Annotated in this window: 18 protein-coding genes, 1 rRNA gene and 1 pseudogene; 4 read left to right on the top strand and 16 right to left on the bottom strand. The window is 70.4% G+C overall.

What is annotated here, in order from left to right; all coding sequences use genetic code 11:
- The first annotated feature begins 18 nt into the window (after window positions 1–18).
- Window positions 19–777, top strand: coding sequence for a DUF4232 domain-containing protein (locus ACWCRJ_RS23155; RefSeq protein ID WP_450941057.1), 759 nt, complete (start codon window positions 19–21; stop codon window positions 775–777).
- A gap of 42 nt (window positions 778–819) precedes the next feature.
- Here the strand turns inward: ACWCRJ_RS23155 and hemB are convergent, their stop codons facing one another.
- The 6 genes from hemB to ACWCRJ_RS23125 form a co-directional block, all read right to left on the bottom strand.
- Window positions 820–1,812, bottom strand: a complete 993-nt coding sequence (gene hemB, locus ACWCRJ_RS23150) for a porphobilinogen synthase (RefSeq protein ID WP_450941056.1) — start codon at window positions 1,810–1,812, stop codon at window positions 820–822.
- Between the two features lie 120 nt (window positions 1,813–1,932).
- Window positions 1,933–3,684, bottom strand: coding sequence for a uroporphyrinogen-III synthase (locus ACWCRJ_RS23145; RefSeq protein WP_450941055.1), 1,752 nt, complete (start codon window positions 3,682–3,684; stop codon window positions 1,933–1,935).
- Window positions 3,681–4,649 carry a hydroxymethylbilane synthase gene (gene hemC, locus ACWCRJ_RS23140; protein ID WP_450941054.1) on the bottom strand — a complete coding sequence of 323 codons (969 nt, stop codon included), beginning with the start codon at window positions 4,647–4,649 and terminating at the stop codon, window positions 3,681–3,683. The genes ACWCRJ_RS23145 and hemC overlap by 4 nt, the downstream gene beginning before the upstream one ends.
- A complete protein-coding gene (locus ACWCRJ_RS23135; RefSeq protein ID WP_450941053.1) occupies window positions 4,646–6,409 on the bottom strand; it encodes a glutamyl-tRNA reductase in 1,764 nt (587 codons plus the stop codon). Before ACWCRJ_RS23135 ends, hemC begins: the two co-directional genes overlap by 4 nt.
- Window positions 6,406–7,161: a redox-sensing transcriptional repressor Rex gene (locus ACWCRJ_RS23130; RefSeq protein WP_450941052.1), complete on the bottom strand. Its 756-nt coding sequence runs from the start codon at window positions 7,159–7,161 to the stop codon at window positions 6,406–6,408. The genes ACWCRJ_RS23135 and ACWCRJ_RS23130 overlap by 4 nt, the downstream gene beginning before the upstream one ends.
- Window positions 7,162–7,478: 317 nt before the next feature.
- Window positions 7,479–7,766, bottom strand: coding sequence for a glutaredoxin family protein (locus ACWCRJ_RS23125; RefSeq protein WP_450941051.1), 288 nt, complete (start codon window positions 7,764–7,766; stop codon window positions 7,479–7,481).
- A gap of 197 nt (window positions 7,767–7,963) precedes the next feature.
- On the opposite strand from ACWCRJ_RS23125, the gene ACWCRJ_RS23120 reads away from it, so the two are divergent.
- From ACWCRJ_RS23120 to ACWCRJ_RS23110, 3 genes are all read left to right on the top strand, one after another.
- Window positions 7,964–8,899, top strand: coding sequence for an HAD family hydrolase (locus ACWCRJ_RS23120; protein ID WP_078531388.1), 936 nt, complete (start codon window positions 7,964–7,966; stop codon window positions 8,897–8,899).
- 385 nt (window positions 8,900–9,284) lie between these two features.
- Window positions 9,285–10,061 (top strand): ECF subfamily RNA polymerase sigma factor, BldN family, encoded by a 777-nt coding sequence (locus ACWCRJ_RS23115; RefSeq protein WP_020113793.1) that lies wholly within the window; start codon window positions 9,285–9,287, stop codon window positions 10,059–10,061.
- A gap of 287 nt (window positions 10,062–10,348) precedes the next feature.
- On the top strand, window positions 10,349–11,584 hold the full coding sequence (locus ACWCRJ_RS23110; protein WP_450941050.1) for a DUF5667 domain-containing protein: 1,236 nt from the start codon (window positions 10,349–10,351) through the stop codon (window positions 11,582–11,584).
- A 277-nt stretch (window positions 11,585–11,861) separates the two neighbouring features.
- Here the strand turns inward: ACWCRJ_RS23110 and ACWCRJ_RS23105 are convergent.
- The 10 genes and pseudogenes from ACWCRJ_RS23105 to rrf all read right to left on the bottom strand — a co-directional run.
- Window positions 11,862–11,957 (bottom strand): annotated as a pseudogene (locus ACWCRJ_RS23105) (glycerol acyltransferase); the annotation flags it as partial.
- A 103-nt stretch (window positions 11,958–12,060) separates the two neighbouring features.
- The gene (locus ACWCRJ_RS23100; protein WP_097249577.1) at window positions 12,061–13,140 is read right to left on the bottom strand and encodes a lysophospholipid acyltransferase family protein; all 1,080 of its coding nucleotides are present in this window, start codon (window positions 13,138–13,140) and stop codon (window positions 12,061–12,063) included.
- Window positions 13,141–13,154: 14 nt separating this feature from the next.
- The gene (locus tag ACWCRJ_RS23095) at window positions 13,155–14,222 is read right to left on the bottom strand and encodes an NAD-dependent epimerase/dehydratase family protein (protein ID WP_450941049.1); all 1,068 of its coding nucleotides are present in this window, start codon (window positions 14,220–14,222) and stop codon (window positions 13,155–13,157) included.
- A 290-nt stretch (window positions 14,223–14,512) separates the two neighbouring features.
- Entirely contained in the window at window positions 14,513–14,611 is a 99-nt protein-coding gene (locus ACWCRJ_RS23090; RefSeq protein ID WP_003948845.1) for a 30S ribosomal protein bS22, read from the bottom strand.
- A gap of 167 nt (window positions 14,612–14,778) precedes the next feature.
- Window positions 14,779–14,991, bottom strand: a complete 213-nt coding sequence (locus tag ACWCRJ_RS23085; RefSeq protein ID WP_004984898.1) for a helix-turn-helix domain-containing protein — start codon at window positions 14,989–14,991, stop codon at window positions 14,779–14,781.
- A 129-nt stretch (window positions 14,992–15,120) separates the two neighbouring features.
- A complete protein-coding gene (locus ACWCRJ_RS23080) occupies window positions 15,121–15,936 on the bottom strand; it encodes a phosphatase (RefSeq protein WP_450941048.1) in 816 nt (271 codons plus the stop codon).
- Window positions 15,937–16,137: 201 nt separating this feature from the next.
- Window positions 16,138–17,313 carry an acetoin utilization protein AcuC gene (locus ACWCRJ_RS23075; RefSeq protein WP_450941047.1) on the bottom strand — a complete coding sequence of 392 codons (1,176 nt, stop codon included), beginning with the start codon at window positions 17,311–17,313 and terminating at the stop codon, window positions 16,138–16,140.
- On the bottom strand, window positions 17,264–18,481 hold the full coding sequence (locus tag ACWCRJ_RS23070; protein ID WP_450941046.1) for an MFS transporter: 1,218 nt from the start codon (window positions 18,479–18,481) through the stop codon (window positions 17,264–17,266). Before ACWCRJ_RS23070 ends, ACWCRJ_RS23075 begins: the two co-directional genes overlap by 50 nt.
- A gap of 54 nt (window positions 18,482–18,535) precedes the next feature.
- Window positions 18,536–19,180 (bottom strand): HAD family hydrolase, encoded by a 645-nt coding sequence (locus tag ACWCRJ_RS23065; protein ID WP_450941045.1) that lies wholly within the window; start codon window positions 19,178–19,180, stop codon window positions 18,536–18,538.
- Between the two features lie 72 nt (window positions 19,181–19,252).
- A 5S ribosomal RNA gene (gene rrf, locus ACWCRJ_RS23060) occupies window positions 19,253–19,334 on the bottom strand; the annotation flags it as partial.

The following is a 19,334-nucleotide window of genomic DNA, read 5'->3' as shown; positions in this document are numbered from 1 at the left end:
TCCGAAAAGGAATTGATCATGCGCACGTTCCGTACGGCCCGCCCCGCCCGTCTGCTCGCCGCGACCGGCGTCGCGATCGCCGCCCTCGCCCTCACCGCCTGCGACAACGGCATGGGCCCCCGGGACGAGGGCCGTGCGAGCGACTCCACGTCGACCTCGCAGACCTCCGGTTCCACAGGCGGCTCGGGCTCCACGACCGGCGGCACCGCGACGACCACGGGCGGCACCGGCTCCACCGCCGGCGGCTCGGGCTCCTCCGCCGGCGGCACGGCGACGACCGACCAGGCCTCCTCGAAGACGGGCACCGGCACCGGCAAGTCCGCCGCGTCCGACCCGTGGGACCCCGCCAACCGCGTCACCTGCAACGGCTCCAACACCACGGTCACCGCGAAGCCGGCGCCCCGCCCGATCAACCACCTGCTGGTCACCGTCAAGAACACCGGCTCGAAGTACTGCGACCTCTACTACTACCCGACGGTCCGCTTCGACCAGGCCCAGTGGGCCCCGGCCGTCTTCGAGGAGTTCCAGCCCCAGGCGGTGGTGACCCTCGCCCCCGGCGAATCCGGCTACGCGGGCGTCCTTCTCTCCTCCGCCGACGGCAGCGGCCAGAACGGCACCACGGCCAAGAAGGTCACCATCGGCTTCCAGGGCAAGAAGGCGGGCAGCAACGGCGGCGCCGTCGCCGCCCCCGCCCTGCCGGCCAAGGGCGTCTACTACGACAGCTCCCTGACCGTCACCTACTGGCAGTCGTCGATGGACGACGCCCTCATGTACTGAGCCCGGGCAGCGGAACAGCACGAACCGGGCCGTCGAGGCGCCTCAGCGCACCATACGAGCCGCCTCGACGGCCCAGTACGTGAGGATGTTCTGCGCACCCGCCCGCTTGATCCCCGTCAGCGTCTCCAGGATCGCCCGGTCCCGGTCGATCCACCCCTTCTCGGCGGCGGCCTCGACCATCGAGTACTCCCCGGAGATCTGGTAGGCGGCGACCGGCACGTCCACGGCGTCCGCGACCCGCGCGAGGATGTCGAGGTAGGGACCGGCCGGCTTCACCATCACCATGTCGGCGCCCTCCTGAAGATCGAGGGCCAGCTCCCGCAGCGACTCCCGGGTGTTCGCCGGATCCTGCTGGTAGGTCTTGCGGTCCCCCTTCAGCGAGGAGGCGACGGCCTCCCGGAAGGGCCCGTAGAACGCGGAGGCGTACTTGGCGGTGTAGGCGAGGACGGCGACGTCCTCGCGCCCGATCCGGTCGAGCGCGTCCCGGACGACCCCGATCTGGCCGTCCATCATCCCGCTGGGCCCGACCACATGGGCTCCGGCGTCGGCCTGCACCTGGGCCATCTCCGCGTACCGCTCCAGGGTCGCGTCGTTGTCGACGCGACCCTGCGCGTCCAGCACCCCGCAGTGCCCGTGATCGGTGGTCTCGTCGAGACAGAGATCGGACATGACGAGCAACTCGTCCCCGACCTCGGCCCGCACGTCACGGATGGCGACCTGCAGGATCCCGTCGGGATCGGTCCCCGGCGTGCCGAGCGCGTCCTTCTTGTCGTCCTCCGGCACCCCGAACAGCATGATCCCGGAGACCCCGGCCTCGACGGCCTCCGCGGCGGCCTTCTTCAGACTGTCCCGCGTGTGCTGCACGACCCCCGGCATCGCCGTGATCGGCACCGGCGCGCTCACACCCTCCCGCACGAACGCGGGCAGGATGAAGTCCGCGGGATGCAGCCGCGTCTCGGCCACCATCCGCCGCATCACGGGCGTCGTACGAAGCCGGCGGGGCCGCGTACCGGGAAACGATCCGTACTTCGACATACACCTACGCTACGCCCGCCCCACCGCCCCCTTTGCCGACGGCCCGTCGGCGGACGCCACCCGGCGAACACGACAAACCCCCCGAGCGCGCGAGCACTCAGGGGGTGAAGGGCCCCGCCCTTACGTCGTCGTCCTCCGCCGCCGCGCCCCCGGCCGCCGCTCGCTCGGCCGGGTCACGGGATCCCCCGCCTCGACCGCCGCGGCCCGCCGGCGCAGCCCGAAGTCCGCCAGCGCCTCCGCCAGCTTGTGCACGGACGGCTCGGGAGCCATCACGTCCACCCGCAGCCCGTGCTCCTCGGCCGTCTTGGCCGTGGCGGGCCCGATACAGGCGATCACCGTCACGTTGTGCGGCTTCCCGGCGATCCCCACCAGGTTCCGCACGGTGGAGGAGGACGTGAACAGCACGGCGTCGAAGCCGCCGCCCTTGATCGCCTCCCGCGTCTCGGCCGGCGGCGGCGAAGCCCGCACGGTCCGGTACGCGGTGACGTCGTCGACCTCCCAGCCCAGCTCGATCAGCCCGGCGACCAGCGTCTCCGTGGCGATGTCGGCCCGCGGCAGGAACACCCGGTCGATCGGGTCGAAGACCGGGTCGTACGGCGGCCAGTCCTCCAGCAGCCCGGCGGCCGACTGCTCACCGCTCGGCACCAGATCCGGCTTCACACCGAACGCGATCAGCGCCCTGGCCGTCTGCTCACCCACCGCCGCGACCTTGATCCCGGCGAAGGCACGCGCGTCGAGCCCGTACTCCTCGAACTTCTCCCGCACCGCCTTGACCGCGTTCACCGAGGTGAAGGCGATCCACTCGTAGCGTCCCGTCACGAGCCCCTTCACGGCCCGCTCCATCTGCTGCGGCGTCCGCGGCGGCTCGACCGCGATCGTCGGCACCTCGTGCGGTACGGCCCCGTACGAGCGCAGTTGGTCGGAGAGCGAGGCGGCCTGCTCCTTCGTCCGCGGCACGAGGACCCGCCATCCGAAGAGCGGCTTGTTCTCGAACCACGACAGCTGGTCGCGCTGGGCCGCCGAGGAACGCTCGCCGACCACCACTATCACCGGCCTGCCGCCCTCGGGGGAGGGCAGCACCTTGGCCTGCTTCAGCGTCTGCGCGATCGTGCCGAGGGTCGCGGTCCAGGTGCGCTGCCGGGTCGTCGTACCGGCGACCGTCACGGTCATCGGCGTATCGGGCTTGCGGCCCGCCGCGACCAGCTCACCGGCGGCCGCGGCCACGGTCTCCAGCGTCGCCGAGACGACCACGGTCCCGTCCGACGCCCCGACCTCCGCCCAGCACCGGTCGGAGGCCGTGCGCGCGTCGACGAACCGCACGTCCGCGCCCTGCGCGTCCCGCAGCGGCACACCGGCGTACGCGGGCACGCCGACGGCGGCGGCCACGCCGGGCACCACCTCGAACGGCACGCCGGCGGCGGCGCACGCCAGCATCTCCTCGGTGGCGTACGTGTCGAGTCCGGGGTCCCCGGACACCGCACGCACGACCCGCCTGCCGCCCCGTGCGGCCTCCATGACAAGATGTGCCGCATCCCGCACAGCGGGTGCACCAACGGTTGTTGACGTGCCGTCAACGACCGTCAGCTGAGGCGTGCCTGTGCCCGAGAACGTATCCGCTGAAGTAGCCGCGGAAGAGGCAGAGGGCGCCGCAGTCAGAGCCGACGGCGGGCTCGAGTCGGTGTCCAGTAGGGCGACGCCGGCGCGGGCGTGCGTACGCACCACGTCGAGCACATCGTGCTCGGCGATGAGAACGTCCGCGTTCGCCAGGGCCTCGACGGCGCGCAGTGTCAGCAGTCCCGGATCCCCGGGTCCGGCACCGAGGAAGGTGACGTGACCGTGGTCCGGACCGGCGGGAAGGGTGGTGGGGCTCAATGTGCTCGCTCCCCCATCAGACCGGCCGCGCCCTTAGCGAGCATCTCGGCGGCGAGTTCACGGCCGAGCGCCATTGCTTGGTCGTACGTCTCGGGCACGGGACCGGTGGTGGACAGCTGCACCAGCGTCGAGCCGTCGGTCGTGCCGACGACGCCGCGCAGGCGCATCTCCTTGACAGTCTGCCCGTCGTCCAGAAGGTCGGCGAACGCACCCACAGGTGCGCTGCAACCGGCCTCCAGGGCGGCGAGCAGGGATCGCTCGGCGGTCACGGCGGCCCGGGTGTCCGGGTCGTCGAGTCCGGCGAGCGCGGCGATCAGCTCCGCATCGGCTGCGGCGCATTCGATCGCCAGTGCCCCCTGGCCGGGGGCGGGCAAAACAGTGTCGACCGGGAGGAAGTCGGTCGCTTCGTCGATCCGTCCGATCCGGGTCAGTCCGGCGGCGGCCAGGACGACGGCGTCCAGCTCGCCCTGCCGTACGTATCCGATCCGCGTGTCGACGTTCCCGCGGATCGGCACCGTCTCGATCGTGAGCCCGTGGCTGCGCGCGTACGCGTTCAGCTGGGCCATCCGGCGCGAGGAGCCGGTACCGACCCGGGCACCCTCGGGCAGCCGCTCGAACGTCAGTCCGTCCCGGGCGACCAGGACGTCCCGCGCGTCCGCGCGGACCGGCACGGCGGCCAGGGCCAGCTCGTCCGGGTACGTGGTCGGCAGGTCCTTGAGGGAGTGCACGGCGAAGTCGACCTCGCCGCGCAGCAGCGCCTCGCGCAGCGCGGTGACGAAGACGCCCGTGCCGCCGATCTGCGCCAGCTGCTCGCGGGAGACGTCGCCGTACGTCGTGATCTCCACGAGTTCGACGGGCCGCCCGGTCAGCCGGCGGACCGCGTCCGCCACCTGCCCGGACTGGGCCATGGCGAGTTTGCTTCGCCTGGTCCCGAGCCTCAGGGCCCTGTTGTGCGGCTCACTCATGATCGCCCTCGGTTCTCGGCGTTCGCTCCGACGAATCTGTCGTCGGCTCTGCGCTGGTCGCTGTCCACGGCCCGGGACACGGCGGTGACCGTCTCCTGGTCCAGGTCGAACAGGGTCCGCAGCGCGTCCGCGTACCCGGCGCCGCCGGGTTCGGCCGCGAGCTGCTTGACCCGTACGGTCGGCGCGTGCAGCAGCTTGTCCACCACGCGCCGCACGGTCTGGGTGATCTCGCCCCGGTGCTTGTCGTCGAGGCCGGGCAGCCGGCCCTCCAGGCGGGCGATCTCGCTCGCGACGACATCGGCGGCCATGGCGCGCAGCGCCACGACGGTGGGTGTGATGTGCGCGGCCCGCTGAGCGGCGCCGAAGGCCGCCACCTCGTCCGAAACGATCCTCCGCACCAGGTCGACGTCGGCGGCCATCGGCGCGTCGGCGGAGGCCTCGGCGAGCGACTCGATGTCGACCAGCCGGACGCCGGCCAGCCGGTGCGCGGCCGCGTCGATGTCGCGGGGCATCGCCAGGTCCAGCAGCGCCAGCACGGGCGCGGGCCGGGGCACCTCGACGACCGCCTCGGGGCGGCGCAGCTCGGTGATCCGTCCGGCGACGGAGACGGCCGCGACGAGCGCGGCGATCAGCTCGGCGTCGGCGGCGGGCGTGTGCGGGGCCTCGCGCTCCGGCGTACGGCGGCTCACGCGCCGGTCCACGGTCGCGTTGTCCACCCAGGCCGCGTGCTGTTCCAGGGTCGCCGCGTCCATCCCGGCGACCGCGGCCTCCCCGTGCACGGAGAAGCCGCCGCCCTGGACGGCGGGCAGGTCGAGCGGGCAGTCGTCGTCGCTGCCGAGGGAGATCGGCGCCAGGGCCGGACGTATGCCGGTGCGGGTGTCCGGGCGGCTCTCCGGCCCGGCGGGAACGCCCTCGGGCACCCGGCCCTCGACGGCAGCCGCGACCATCTCGGCGGTGAGGACCAGGCCCGTGGCGCCCGTACAGGAGACCGCGACGTCGGCACGTGTCAGCTCGGCCGGCACCGAATCCATCGGTACCGCGCGGGCCAGCACGTCCGTTTCACCCTGTTCGGTGAGGATCTGCGCGAGCCGTTCGGCCCGGTCGTGCGTCCGGTTGGCGATCACGATCTCGCCCACGCCGGCGCGCGCGAGGGTCGCGGCGGCCAGCGAGGACATGGAACCCGCGCCGATCACCACGGCCCGCTTGCCCCGGGCCCAGCTCTCGACGTCCGCACCCGCGGTGAACTGCTCCAGACCGAAGGTCACCAGCGACTGTCCGGCCCGGTCGATCCCGGTCTCGGAGTGCGCCCGCTTGCCGACCCTGAGGCTCTGCTGGAACAGGTCGTTCAGCAGCCGTCCGGCGGTGTGCAGCTCCTGGGCGCGGGCCAGCGCGTCCTTGATCTGCCCGAGGATCTGCCCCTCGCCGACGACCATCGAGTCGAGCCCGCAGGCCACGGAGAACAGATGGTGGACGGCGCGGTCCTCGTAGTGCACGTACAGATACGGCGTGATCTCGTCGAGCCCGACGCCGCTGTGCCGCGCGAGCAGCGTGGACAGCTCGGCGACGCCCGCGTGGAACTTGTCCACGTCCGCGTACAGCTCGATGCGGTTGCAGGTGGCCAGGAGCGCGGCCTCGGTGGCCGGCTCCGCGGCGACCGTGTCCTGAAGCAACTTGATCTGCGCGTCCAGGGACAGCGCCGCCCGCTCCAGCACGCTCACCGGAGCGCTGCGGTGACTCAGTCCGACGACCAGGAGACTCATGCCGGCATCACCGCGGGGACATCCCCGTCGGGCCCTTTCCCGGACTCCCGGGGAAGCGGCGCAACGGCAGCGGCCTCGGCCGCCGCCTCCTCGCCGGCCTTGCGCTGCTCGTGGAACGCGAGGATCTGCAGCTCGATGGAGAGGTCCACCTTGCGGACGTCGACGCCGTCCGGCACGGAGAGGACGGTGGGCGCGAAGTTGAGGATCGACGTGATCCCGGCGGCGACCAGCCGGTCGCACACCTGCTGGGCGGCGCCGGCGGGCGTGGCGATCACGCCGATCGACACGCCGTTGTCGTCGATGATCTTTTCCAGCTCGTCCGTGTGCTGCACCGCGATACCCGCGACCGGCTTCCCCGCCATCGCCGGATCGGCGTCTATCAGAGCGGCCACCCGAAAGCCGCGGGAGGCGAACCCGCCGTAATTGGCCAGCGCGGCGCCGAGATTACCGATACCGACGATCACGACCGGCCAGTCCTGGGTCAGCCCCAGCTCACGCGAGATCTGGTAGACGAGATACTCGACGTCGTACCCCACACCCCGCGTCCCATAGGAACCGAGGTACGAGAAGTCCTTGCGCAGCTTCGCGGAGTTGACCCCGGCGGCGGCCGCGAGTTCCTCGGATGAAACGGTGGGTACCGAACGCTCGGAGAGCGCGGTCAGGGCACGGAGGTACAGCGGAAGTCTGGCGACGGTGGCCTCGGGAATCCCTCGGCTACGGGTCGCCGGTCGGTGAGTTCGGCCAGTTGCCACGGTGCTCCTGCGGGTAGAGCGGGGCTGCGGGCGGTCATGCGTCCCCAGACCGCCCCGTCGACAGCAGGCTATGTCTTTGTGAACGCGTGCACAAAGATGGTGTCCGATTTGCCCGGCCAACGTGACCGGGGTCACGCACACGCGACGCACGCGTGGGGAACCGGCACACAAGCACCGTCGTTCCTCACCGAATGCCTTGCACGACAGGGGCAAAACCGCACACTCTCCTCACGAATCCCGCCCCCGAGACCAACCAGCCCATCGATCCTAAGCGACTATTGGGACCAGTTGGACTGGTCGGTCAGGTCACATCATCGTCACCTTGGTGCGAGGGCTTTGCGAAGGCGCTCCTCGTTCACCCGCCAGAAGGTGTGCTGAGCGCCGTCCACGAGCACGACCGGAATCTGCTCCCAGTACTGCCGGTGCAGTTCCGCATCCTCGGTGATGTCCTTCTTCTCCCAGGGAACGCCCAGCTCACCGCAGACCTTCCCGATCACCGCCTCCGCGTCGTCGCACAGATGACAGCCGGGTTTTCCGATCAGTGTGACGAGACGCTCACCGGAATTCTTCGGCGTCCGCCGGAACATGGCACTCATGTCGGCCATTGTCGCTCCCCACCCGATGTCCACACCTCCTCCTCACCACACGGCGCACGACCTGCTCTTTTCCCCACCGGTTCCGCCGCGTTCCGTACCGGGACACGCCGTGCGCGTCCCTTCTTTAACGACACGGTCGCGGAGAGTTCACAGCCCGCAAACCTCGGGACTCCGGAACCACCGAACAGACTGGCTATGCTCACGCCATGGCCGCTCTCGGATGGCTCACTCCCCGTAGGCGCTCCGCCACGGCGCGGAGCGTTTTGGCAGGCGAGGCCTCTGCGGAGGCAGCGCGCAAGTCCTCCCAGGAGTTGGAGGACATCTCCCCCGCACCCGACGCCGTCCAGGAACCGGTGTTCCCGGTCCTCGGCGACGACAGGGCCGCCGCGTTCTTCGACCTCGACAACACCGTCATGCAGGGCGCCTCGCTCTTCCACTTCGGCCGGGGCCTGTACAAGCGGAAGTTCTTCGAGACCCGCGACCTCGCCCGATTCGCGTGGCAGCAGGCGTGGTTCAGGCTGGCGGGATCCGAGGACCCCGAACACATGCAGGACGCCCAGAACTCCGCGCTCTCCATCGTCCAGGGCCACCGCGTCGCCGAACTGACGATCATCGGCGAGGAGATCTACGACGAGTACATGGCCGAGCGCATCTGGCCGGGCACCCGCGCCCTGGCCCAGGCGCACCTCGACGCCGGCCAGAAGGTCTGGCTCGTCACGGCCGCGCCGGTGGAGATCGCCCAGGTGATCGCCCGCCGTCTGGGCCTGACCGGCGCCCTGGGCACGGTCGCCGAGTCCGTCGACGGCGTGTACACCGGCAAGCTGGTCGGCGAGCCGCTGCACGGTCCCGCCAAGGCCGAGGCCGTACGCGCCCTGGCCACCGCGGAGAGCCTGGACCTCTCGCGCTGCGCCGCGTACAGCGACTCCCACAACGACATCCCGATGCTGTCGCTCGTGGGTCACCCGTACGCCATCAACCCCGACAGCAAACTCCGCAGGCACGCCCGGGACATGGACTGGCGGCTGCGGGACTACCGCACCGCCCGCAAGGCCGCCAAGGTCGGCCTCCCCGCGGCGGCGGGCGTGGGCGCGGTGGCCGGCGGCACGGTGGCCGCGATCGCCCTGCACCGCCGTCGCCGCTGAACTGAACTGTCTGTCGTTCTTCGAACGCCGGAGGGGCTGGGAGACCAGCCCCTCCGGCGTTCGTGCGTCGGGCCCGCGGCCAGCGCATTCCAGCGGTCCTACCCCCACTCCACCCACCTCAGTCACGCCGTCCGCACCCGACCACAACACGCCCCACACCCAGACGGAACACGAACCCAATCGATCAACAACCGATCACGGACCTGTACTTGAGCAGCCGTCAATCAGTAACAGAAGCGACGTAATCGATGATTTGAGCAACTGGGTGTAGCAGTGCCTGCACGAAGCGTTATTCTCCTCAAACGCAAACCGGTACCCCTCCGTCGCTACGACGGGTGAAAGGTTCCGCACTGCACGTGATGGAAGCTCTGCCTCTGGGAGTCCCGTGTACCCACACGTCGGGGTTGACGCCTCGGGCCTGGCTACGCTGCGCGCGACGGTCAACCAACTGTTGCGCGGCTTCGTCCCCACCGCGTACGCCGTCCCCGCCCTCGCCACCTCCGCCGCGCCCGTCGGCCCGTGCTACGCACTGGCCGACGGCAGCGCGGCGGTAGGCAGACGAGGCCGTTCGGGATCCACCGCCACGACCACCCGCCGTCCCGCCGCGGACAGCGACAGCGCCCGCATGATGGACCTCGTCGAACGCGCCCAGTCCGGCGAGGCCGACGCCTTCGGTCGCCTGTACGACCAGTACAGCGACACGGTCTACCGCTACATCTACTACCGCGTCGGCGGCAAGGCGACCGCCGAGGACCTCACCAGCGAGACGTTCCTGCGCGCCCTGCGGCGCATCGGCACGTTCACCTGGCAGGGCCGCGACTTCGGCGCCTGGCTGGTCACGATCGCCCGCAACCTGGTGGCCGACCACTTCAAGTCCAGCCGATTCCGGCTGGAGGTCACCACCGGCGAGATGCTCGACGCCAACGAGGTCGAGCGCTCCCCCGAGGACTCCGTCCTGGAGTCCCTCTCCAACGCGGCCCTCCTCGAAGCCGTACGCCGCCTCAACCCCCAGCAGCAGGAGTGCGTCACGCTCCGCTTCCTGCAGGGCCTCTCCGTCGCCGAGACCGCCCGGGTCATGGGCAAGAACGAGGGCGCGATCAAGACCCTCCAGTACCGCGCGGTCCGCACCCTCGCCCGCCTTCTCCCGGACGACGCCCGCTGACCCCCGCCGACCGGGACGGCCACCCCCTGAGCGACACCCGCGCCCGGCGCGCCGATCGCACACGCTCCGCGATCCTCAACTCACCCGCTGTCAAAGTCCGTTGACTTCCCCGCCCGATCATCCGCCGTCCGTAACCCAAGTGCCACGCCGCTCGTTGTGCGGGATACAGGCTCCCTGTGGTCGCGCCTGGCCGACACCGATCACTCGATCGTGTGGACCGGCCAGGGACGTGCAACCCTCAGGACCCCCTGGGGAGTCGACCGTCATGACGAGAGGAGGTGCCGCCAGTGATCGCGAACGTATCGGCGCACCGGCGGGCGAACGCCTTCGCCCAGGCCCTGGAGGAGCTGTCCGACCGGGGCACGGCGGCCGAGCGGCCCGAGGGATCGGCACCGGCCCCGGCAGCGCGACAGACCGAGCAGGACCACATGCTGGCCCTCACCACCGGTCTCGACGAGCTGCCCAAGCCAGTGCTCGACCCCGAGGTCAAGGTCGTCCATCGCGCGCAGTTGGTGGCCGCGATGGAAGCCATGCTGCGGGACGGCACGCTGCCGGGGCGCGAGGCGTCGGACCCTTCGGTGCCCGAACAGCGATCGGGCAAGGCGCGGGGCGCGCACCGGGCAAGTCCGCTGGGCAAGCTGCGACCACGGTCCCGCCTGACGAAGGGTCTCGCCGCCGGCGGGCTCAGCGTCGGCGTGGCCGCGAGCGCCTTCGGCGGTGTGGCGGCCGCCAGCTCGGACGCCCTGCCCGGTGACTCGCTCTACGGCCTCAAGCGCGGCATCGAGGACGTGAAGCTCACCCTGGCCGACGACACCGACGACCGGGGCCGGCTCTATCTGGACCAGGCGTCGACCCGCCTCAGCGAGGCCCGCCGCCTCATGGAGCGGGGCCGGGGCGGACAGCTCGACCACGAATCCCTCGGCGAGATCCGCCGCGCCCTCACCGGGATGCGGCACGACGCCTCCGAGGGCCACCGTCTGCTCCACGAGGCCTACGAGCGAGATCCGCAGTCCCTGGGCCCCATCCAGGCCCTCTCGGCGTTCTCCCGGTCCCACCGTGAGGCCTGGGGTGCCCTGCGCGACCGGCTGCCCGTGCAGCTCGGAGACGTGAGCCAGCAGGTCTCGTCGGTCTTCGACGCCATAGACGACGAGGTCGCCCCGCACTCCTCGCTCCTGCCCCCGCCCCCCACCCCGGGCGGCGACGGCCGGCAGCGCTCCACGGGCTCCGGCACACCCGGCACCACCGACCCCGGCCACCCGGCCCCGAGCGCCACCGGCGGTTCCGTCGGCGGCGACAGCGAGGACACCACCGGCAAACCGAAGCCGTCCACCTCGGACGGCGGCGGCGAAGGCCTCGTCGGCGGCACCACCGGCGGCCTCCTCGACCCGCCCCAGCAGGACACCGCCAGCACCTCCCCGTCCACCGGCAGGTCCACCGAGGCCGAACAGCCCGACGTCACCCTCCCGCCCCTCCTCCCGGGGCTCCTCCCGGGCCTGGGCATCGACGGCCAGAACAGCGACTGACCCCGTACGACGGTGGGGCGCCCTTCGCGAGAAGGGCGCCCCACCGTCGTGTCCACCGCCGCGAAAGCCGCGCGACGGCTAGAAGAACACCGACCGTCGCTGCACCAACAACTTGTACAGGGTGTGCTGGATCTGCTCCCGCACCTGGTCCGTCAGGTTGAACATCAGCATCGGGACCCATCTACATTGCCGCCCTCGCGACGCTTCGCGGGCTTCGGACGGCTGCGCCGAACTCCGTCCGACGGCACAGGCACCCCGAATCCGCACACCTGACCCCTCAGAAGAACACCGACCGTCGCTGCACCAACAACTTGTACAACGTGTGCTGGATCTGCTCCCGCACCTGGTCCGTCAGGTTGAACATCAGCATCGGGACCCATCTACATTGCCGCCCTCGCGACGCTTCGCGGGCTTCGGACGGCTGCGCCGAACTCCGTCCGACGGCACAGGCACCCCGAATCCGCACACCTGACCCCTCAGAAGAACACCGACCGCCGCTGCACCAACAACTTGTACAACGTGTGCTGGATCTGCTCACGCACCTGGTCCGTCAGGTTGAACATCAGCATCGGGTCCTCGGCGGCCTCCGGCGGATAGCCGTCCGTCGGGATCGGCTCGCCGAACTGGATCGTCCACTTCGTCGGCAGCGGCACCGCGCCCAGCGGACCGAGCAACGGGAACGTCGGCGTGATCGGGAAGTACGGGAAGCCCAGCAGCCGGGCGATCGTCTTCGAGTTCCCGATCATCGGGTAGATCTCCTCCGCGCCCACGATCGAGCACGGGATGATCGGCGTACCGGCGCGCAGGGCGGTGGAGACGAAGCCGCCGCGGCCGAAGCGCTGCAGCTTGTAGCGGTCGCCGAAGGGCTTGCCGAGGCCCTTGAAGCCCTCCGGCATGACCCCGACCAGCTCGCCCTGCTGCAGCAGCCGTGAGGCGTCCTCCGCGCACGCGAGGGTGTGGCCGAGCTTGCGGGCCAGCTCGTTGACCACCGGCAGCATGAAGACCAGGTCCGCCGCGAGCAGCCGCAGATGCCGCCCGGTGGGGTGGTTGTCGTGCACGGCGACCTGCATCATCAGGCCGTCCAGCGGCAGCGTCCCCGAGTGGTTGGAGACGATCAGGGCGCCGCCGTCCGTCGGGATGTTCTCGATGCCCTTCACCTCGACCCGGAAGTACTTCTCGTACACCGGCCGCAGCAGGGACATCAGCACCTGGTCGGTGAGTTCGGCGTCGTAGCCGAAGTCGTCGACCTCGTAGTCACCGGTGAGCCGCTTGCGCAGGAACGCGAGACCGCCCGCGATCCGGCGCTCCAGGCCGCCGCCGTCCTGTGCCTCGGCGGCCTCTTGAGGCGGCTCCGGCTTCTCCCGTGTCACAGGAACATCATCGGTGCTGGTCGGCCGTCCGGGGAGGGCCTGGACCTCGCCGGATTCACGAACATCCCGGACGACCGCGTTGTCGCCCTTGCGCCGGCTCCCCGTACTCCGCCGGCGCGGCGGGCGCTGCACGGCGCCCCCACGCGTCCGGTCGTCGTCGAACGGAATGACCTTGGCATCCGCCATCGTTGATGCGCTCCTCAGTTGGCGCTCTGCGTCGGGGGGTGGCCGCCGACCGGCGTGGGCACGGGCAGGGCGGCGATCCGGTCGATGGCCCCAGCGAGGGCCTCCGGGGGCAGGAGGCCGGGGCCCCTGCTGCGGGCGAAGTCGGCGAAGGTCTCCGCGGTCGTGTACCTGGCCCGGTAGCCGAGAGTCTCGCGCATCTGGTTCGTCGACACGACCCGCCCGTGGGTCAGCAGCCGCAGCTGCTCCGGCGAGAAGTCGGTGAAGCCCAGCGTGCGAACCATCGAACCGACCCAGCTGACCGCCGGCATCAGCAGCGGCACCGTCGGCCGGCCCAGGCGCCGCGCGCACTGCGAGAGCAGCAGGACGCCGTCACCCGCGATGTTGAACGTGCCGCTGTTGAGCGTGCCCCGCGCCGGCTCGTGCGAGGCGATCCGCAGCACCTCGATGACGTCGTCCTCGTGCACGAACTGCAGCCGCGGGTCGTAGCCCAGCACGGTCGGCAGCACCGGCAGCGAGAAGTACGAGGCGAGCGGGGAATCCGCGCTCGGCCCGAGGATGTTCGCGAACCGCAGCACGCACACGGCCACGTCGGGCCGCCGCCGGGCGAACCCGCGTACGTACCCCTCGACCTCGACGGTGTCCTTGGCGAAGCCTCCGCTGGGCAGCGATTTGGGCGGCATCGTCTCGGTGAACACGGCCGGGTCGCGCGGCGCGGACCCGTACACGTTCGTACTGGACTTCACGACCAGCCGCTTGACCAGCGGGGATTTCTGGCAGGCACCGAGCAGCTGCATGGTGCCGATGACGTTGGTCTCCTTGAGCGTGGCCCGGCCGCCACTGCCCAGCGGGGTGCCCGTGACGTCCATGTGCACCACGGTGTCCACGGTGTGCTCGGCCAGCAGACGGGCTATGGCCGGCTGCCTGATGTCGGCCTGCACGAAGTCCGCGCCGCCCAGATGATGTCCCGGTGGCACCGCGTCGACCGCGATGACCCGGTCGACCTGCGGGTCACGCTGGATCCGCCGCACGAAACGGCCCCCCAGCTGACGGGCCACCCCGGTGACGAGCACGACCTTTCCCAAGATCAGCGCCTTCCTTCCAGACATCCGCTCACATAGGCATAACTCTGCTCGTACTCTGCCGCGTTCCCCGTGTGCGGCCACGTTAGCGGTTCGATGTTGCGGTGTGGTGACCGCGACCCCGTCAATGACCGGCAAAAACAATGGACGCCGAAAACACTGTGGCCCCCCACCGCATTCGGTGGGGGGCCACAGCAACGCGCTCTCAACAGCGCTCGCGCAAGAAAGCAAGGCGTGCGGCCCCCTTACGCGAGGGGGGCCGGCCAGGACCCCGTTCCCGGGGCCGGACCGCCTTACTTCTTGTTGCGACGCTGAACGCGGGTGCGCTTGAGCAGCTTGCGGTGCTTCTTCTTAGCCATCCGCTTGCGCCGCTTCTTGATAACAGAGCCCACGACTACCCTCGCTCACTTCTCATCACTCGGCGTTTGGGCGCCATGGGCCCATACGACCTACGAGGGGCCAGCCTACCGGTCCGAGCGCTGAGGTCGTAATCGAGGGGGAGCGGGGGGATCCCGGAGGTACCGCAGGTCCTCCGGAAGCCCCTCTGCCCCGATGGCCGTCAGGCCGTCTCCACCCCCACATAGCTCTCGCGGAGGTACTCATGTACCGCTTGCTCCGGCACCCGGAAGGACCTGCCCACCCGGATCGCCGGCAGATGACCGCTGTGCACCAAGCGGTACACGGTCATCTTCGACACTCGCATCACCGAGGCGACTTCCGCCACGGTCAGGAACTGAACCTCGTTCAGAGGCCTCTCGCCAGCTGCAGCCATGACACACCTGAACCTTCCGCACTCGACGGTCACCGGCTTCCCCTTCCGGTGACTCTTCGTCGTTGCGTGCTCACTCCCCAATGTAGGGGCGGGTGATGCGAGTGGGGAAGAGGGGATGCCGTCGGCGGCCTACTGTGACAGACACGCCCGATTGAGTACGTAGCGGGTCAGTGGTCGGTAGTAAGCAGACCGCACACCGTCATCAAGTGGAACGGCGACGGACACCTGCCCCTCCGTCTCGCCCACGAAGAGAGCCGGATCGTCCGTATCGGCGAGCCCGATCGCCTCGAACCCCAGCTGACCTGCCCCGCAGACCCATCCGTGGTCCCCCACGACGAGTTCCGGGAGCGGCCCGCCGGCCTCCGCCGCGGCCGCCAGAACCATCCGAACCGGGAGCGGAGAATGGGTGTGCACGCCGGTCGCACAACCGGAGCGCAGGGCGGGCGCCTCACGGACGACGGCGACTCCTCGTACGTAGTCGAGATGGTGTGTGCGTAGACCGAACCGGGTCGTTATGTCGACACGTCTACCCGTCGCTGGGGTGAGAACCTCACATCCTGCCGCCGACATGGCGTCTGCCAATGCGCCGTAGAAACCGATCAGCCGATGCGGGTGCCCGGTCCCGAAGAGGACCGTCCCACCACGGCGAGCGACCGCCGCGACACGTTCCGCGAAGCGGTCCAGCGCACCCATCGTGCGCTCGGGGTCAATGACATCCTGCCCTGAGGTGCACCCCGGATCGGCCGAAACGCCACACTTCTCCGCCATCAGATCGAGCACATCCCGCTGCCGCCAGGACAGTTCGGGATCAAGTCCGATCAGAAACCGAGGGTCCCGGGCCGCGAACAACCGATAACTCCGCAGACTCGCCTCCCGGGCGGTGGCGACCCGCCCGGCGAGCCCGCAGGCCACCAGATGCTCCCGCAGCGCCGCACCACTCACCACGCCCCGATGCTGACGCACCGACCGCCCCCGAACACCAAATCCCGCCTATGACCACACAGTTGGCCTAGCGCTTCCTTTCAGGGCGCGGGGAACCGCGCGAACGGGGTCCGGGGCGGAGCCCCGAGTCTTTGGGGGGGCCAAAGGGGGCGGGCAGCCCCCTGAGGGATGGGACGGGTAGGGCGGCCGGGGGCGAGGAAATCCCTACGGCAACAGCCCCCGCAAGGGAAACACCGCCTTCCGCGCGGCGAGCACCGCCTGGTCCAACCGGTCCGCGGGGTCATACCCCGCCTCCCAGTCCGCCCAGGACACCGGCCACCGCCCATCGGTCATCCGCGCCGGCGCCAGCTGCCGTGTCCGGGCGAACACCTGCTGCCGCCACTCCTCGGGGATCACACTCTCCGGCGCGATCTCCCGCCCCGCCGCGATCGCCACCAGATGCGTCCACGACCGCGGCACCACATCCACCACCGCGTACCCGCCCCCGCCGAGCGCGACCCACCGCCCGTCGGCGTGCTCATGGGCCAGCTCGTGCAACGCCACCTGCACCGCCCGCTGCGCGTCCAGCGACACCGCCAGATGCGCCAGCGGGTCCTCGAAGTGCGTGTCGGCCCCGTGCTGGGTCACCAGCACCTGGGGCCGGAAGTCCGCGATCAGCTCCGGCACCACCGCGTGGAACGCCCGCACCCATCCGGCGTCCCCGGTCCCCGCCGGCAGCGCCACGTTCACGGCCGACCCCTCCGCGCTCGGCGAGGCCCCCGTCTCCTCCGGCCACCCGGTCTGCGGGAACAGGGTCCGCGGATGCTCGTGCAGCGAGATCGTCAGAACCCGCGGGTCCTCCCAGAACGCCGCCTGCACCCCGTCCCCGTGGTGCACGTCGACATCCACGTACGCGACCCGCTCCGCCCCCAGCTCCAGCAGTCGGGCGATGGCGATCGACGCGTCGTTGTAGATACAGAACCCCGACGCGCCGCCGGGCATCGCGTGGTGCAGCCCGCCCGCGAAGTTCACCGCGTGCAGCGCGTCCCCGCGCCACACGGCCTCCGCCGCCCCGACCGACTGCCCCGCGATCAGCGCGGACACCTCGTGCATCCCGGCGAAGGCCGGATCGTCCATGGTCCCGAGCCCGTACGCCCCGTCCGCGCCCTGGGGATCGGCCGACGCGGCCCTGACCGCCGCCACATAGTCCTCGCGATGCACGAGCCGCAGGGTCGACTCCCCCGCCGGCTTCGCCGAGACGACGTCCATCTCCCGGTCGAGCCCGAAGGCGCTCACCAGGCTCCGGGTCAACGCCAGCCGGACCGGATCCATCGGATGGTCCGGACCGAAGTCATAGCCCGTTACTGCCTCGTCCCACATCAGCTGTGCGCGGCCGCTCATGCCCGCCACCGTATCGGTCCGGTTCGGTCTCGAACGACCGGGCGTACACCAACGTCACCAGCACCAGAACCATCGGTACGAGCATCGCCCCGCGATAGCTCCAGAGGTCGCCCAGGGCCCCCACCAACGGAGAACCGATCAGGAAACCGACGTAGTTGAAGATGTTCAGCCGCGCGACGGCCGCGTCCGAAGCTCCGGGGAACAGGCGCCCGGCCGCCGCGAACGTCTGCGGCACCAGTACACACAGCCCGAGCCCCAGCAGCGTGAACCCGAGCATCCCCACCCAGGCCCCCGGCGCCCCCGCCACCACGGCGAAGCCGGCCGCCGCCACCACCGCACCGGCCCGCACGACGGCCACGGCCCCGAACTTCCGCACCCCGAAGTCCCCGATGAACCGCCCGATCAGCGTGGTGACCATGTAGACGTTGTACGGAACGGTCGACAGCTGGTCGGAACTTCCGAGCACGTCCTGCAGATACTTCGCACTCCAGTTGGAGACGGTCGAGTCCCCGATGTACGCGAAGCACATCACCAGGCAGAGCGGCAGCAGCAGCTTGAAGGCGACGTTCCCGCCCTCTGCGGCGGCTGTTGGGGCCTTGTCCTCCGGCCCACCCCCGTCGACGTACCACCGGCTCGCCGCCAAGGCCGCCGGCAGCAGCGCGATCACCACCGGCAGATACAGGGGCAGCAGGGCCACGTCCCAGTGCGCCCCCACCCACGCCAGCGAGGCCCCGGCTATCCCACCCAGGCTGTACACGGCGTGGAAGCCGAGCATGATGCTCCGCCCGTACGACCGCTGCAGGCTCACCCCGAGCATGTTCATGGACGCGTCCAGCGCACCGACCGCGAGCCCGAAGGCCGCGAGCGACGCACCCAGGACGACCATCCGGTCGCCCGCTCCCACGCCGAGCAGCGCCAGGAGCACGACGGGCTGGGACCACCGGAGCACCCGGCTCGGCGGAATCCTCTTCACGAGATGTTCGGTGCAGACGCTGCCGACTCCGGCGAGGACCGGCACGGCGGCGAGGAAGGCGGGCAACAGTGCGTCGGAGACCCCGTACCGGTCCTGGATGGCCGGAATCCGCGTCACGAGCAGCGCGAAGGCGACACCCTGGGCGAAGAAGCTGAACGCCAACGCGGCCCTACCGCGCCGCAGCACATCTGTCATGGCGGCACAGTAGGGGGCACGGCCTACTCATGGGTAGAGGAAGTTGAATACTGCTCAACTAAGCAGGTCGAGCAGCTCCCCCATGTCCGAAAAGTACCCCCTGGCTCCGGCCAGCTTCCCGGCGGGCGTCATCGCCGTATAACCGTACACATCCATCCCGGCCGCGAGCCCCGCCCGCACCCCGAGGGGACTGTCCTCGACGACGGCACACCGCTCCGGGGCGACGCCCATCCGCTCGGCCGCGTGCAGGAAGAGGTCCGGAGCCGGCTTGCCCCGCCCCACATCCTGCGAACTGAACACGAGCCCCGCCCCGAACCACCGGTCGAGCCCGGTCTTGCGATGCCCCACCCGGATCCGCTCATGACTTCCGGACGACGCCACGCAGTACGGCACCCCGTCCGCGACCAGCTTCTCCAGCACCGCGACCACACCCGGCACCGGCTCCAACTCCCGCTCGAACCCGGCGAACACCCGCTGATGGAAGACGTCGTCGAAGTCCCCCGGCAGGCTCTTCCCGGTCCGCTCCAGCACCACTTCGTGAACCCGGTGCATGGCCGACCCCATGTAGTCGCGGATGGAGTCCTCGTACGAGGTCGGGTGACCCAGTTCGGTGAGGTACTCGGCGAGGAGCCGGTTGGAGATGGGCTCGCTGTCGACGAGGACGCCGTCATTGTCGAAGATCACGAGGTCGTAGCGCATGCTCCGACCCTAAACGAAGCCCAAACGCAGAAAACCCCCGCCGGTTTCCCGGCAGGGGTTTTCTCAATATTTGTTCGGCGGCGTCCTACTCTCCCACAGGGTCCCCCCTGCAGTACCATCGGCGCTGTAAGGCTTAGCTTCCGGGTTCGGAATG

The sequence above is a fragment of the Streptomyces sp. NPDC002324 genome, from assembly GCF_053593335.1.
Note: the sequence above shows the minus strand (reverse complement) of the source record. Positions and strands in the feature narration are given on the sequence as shown.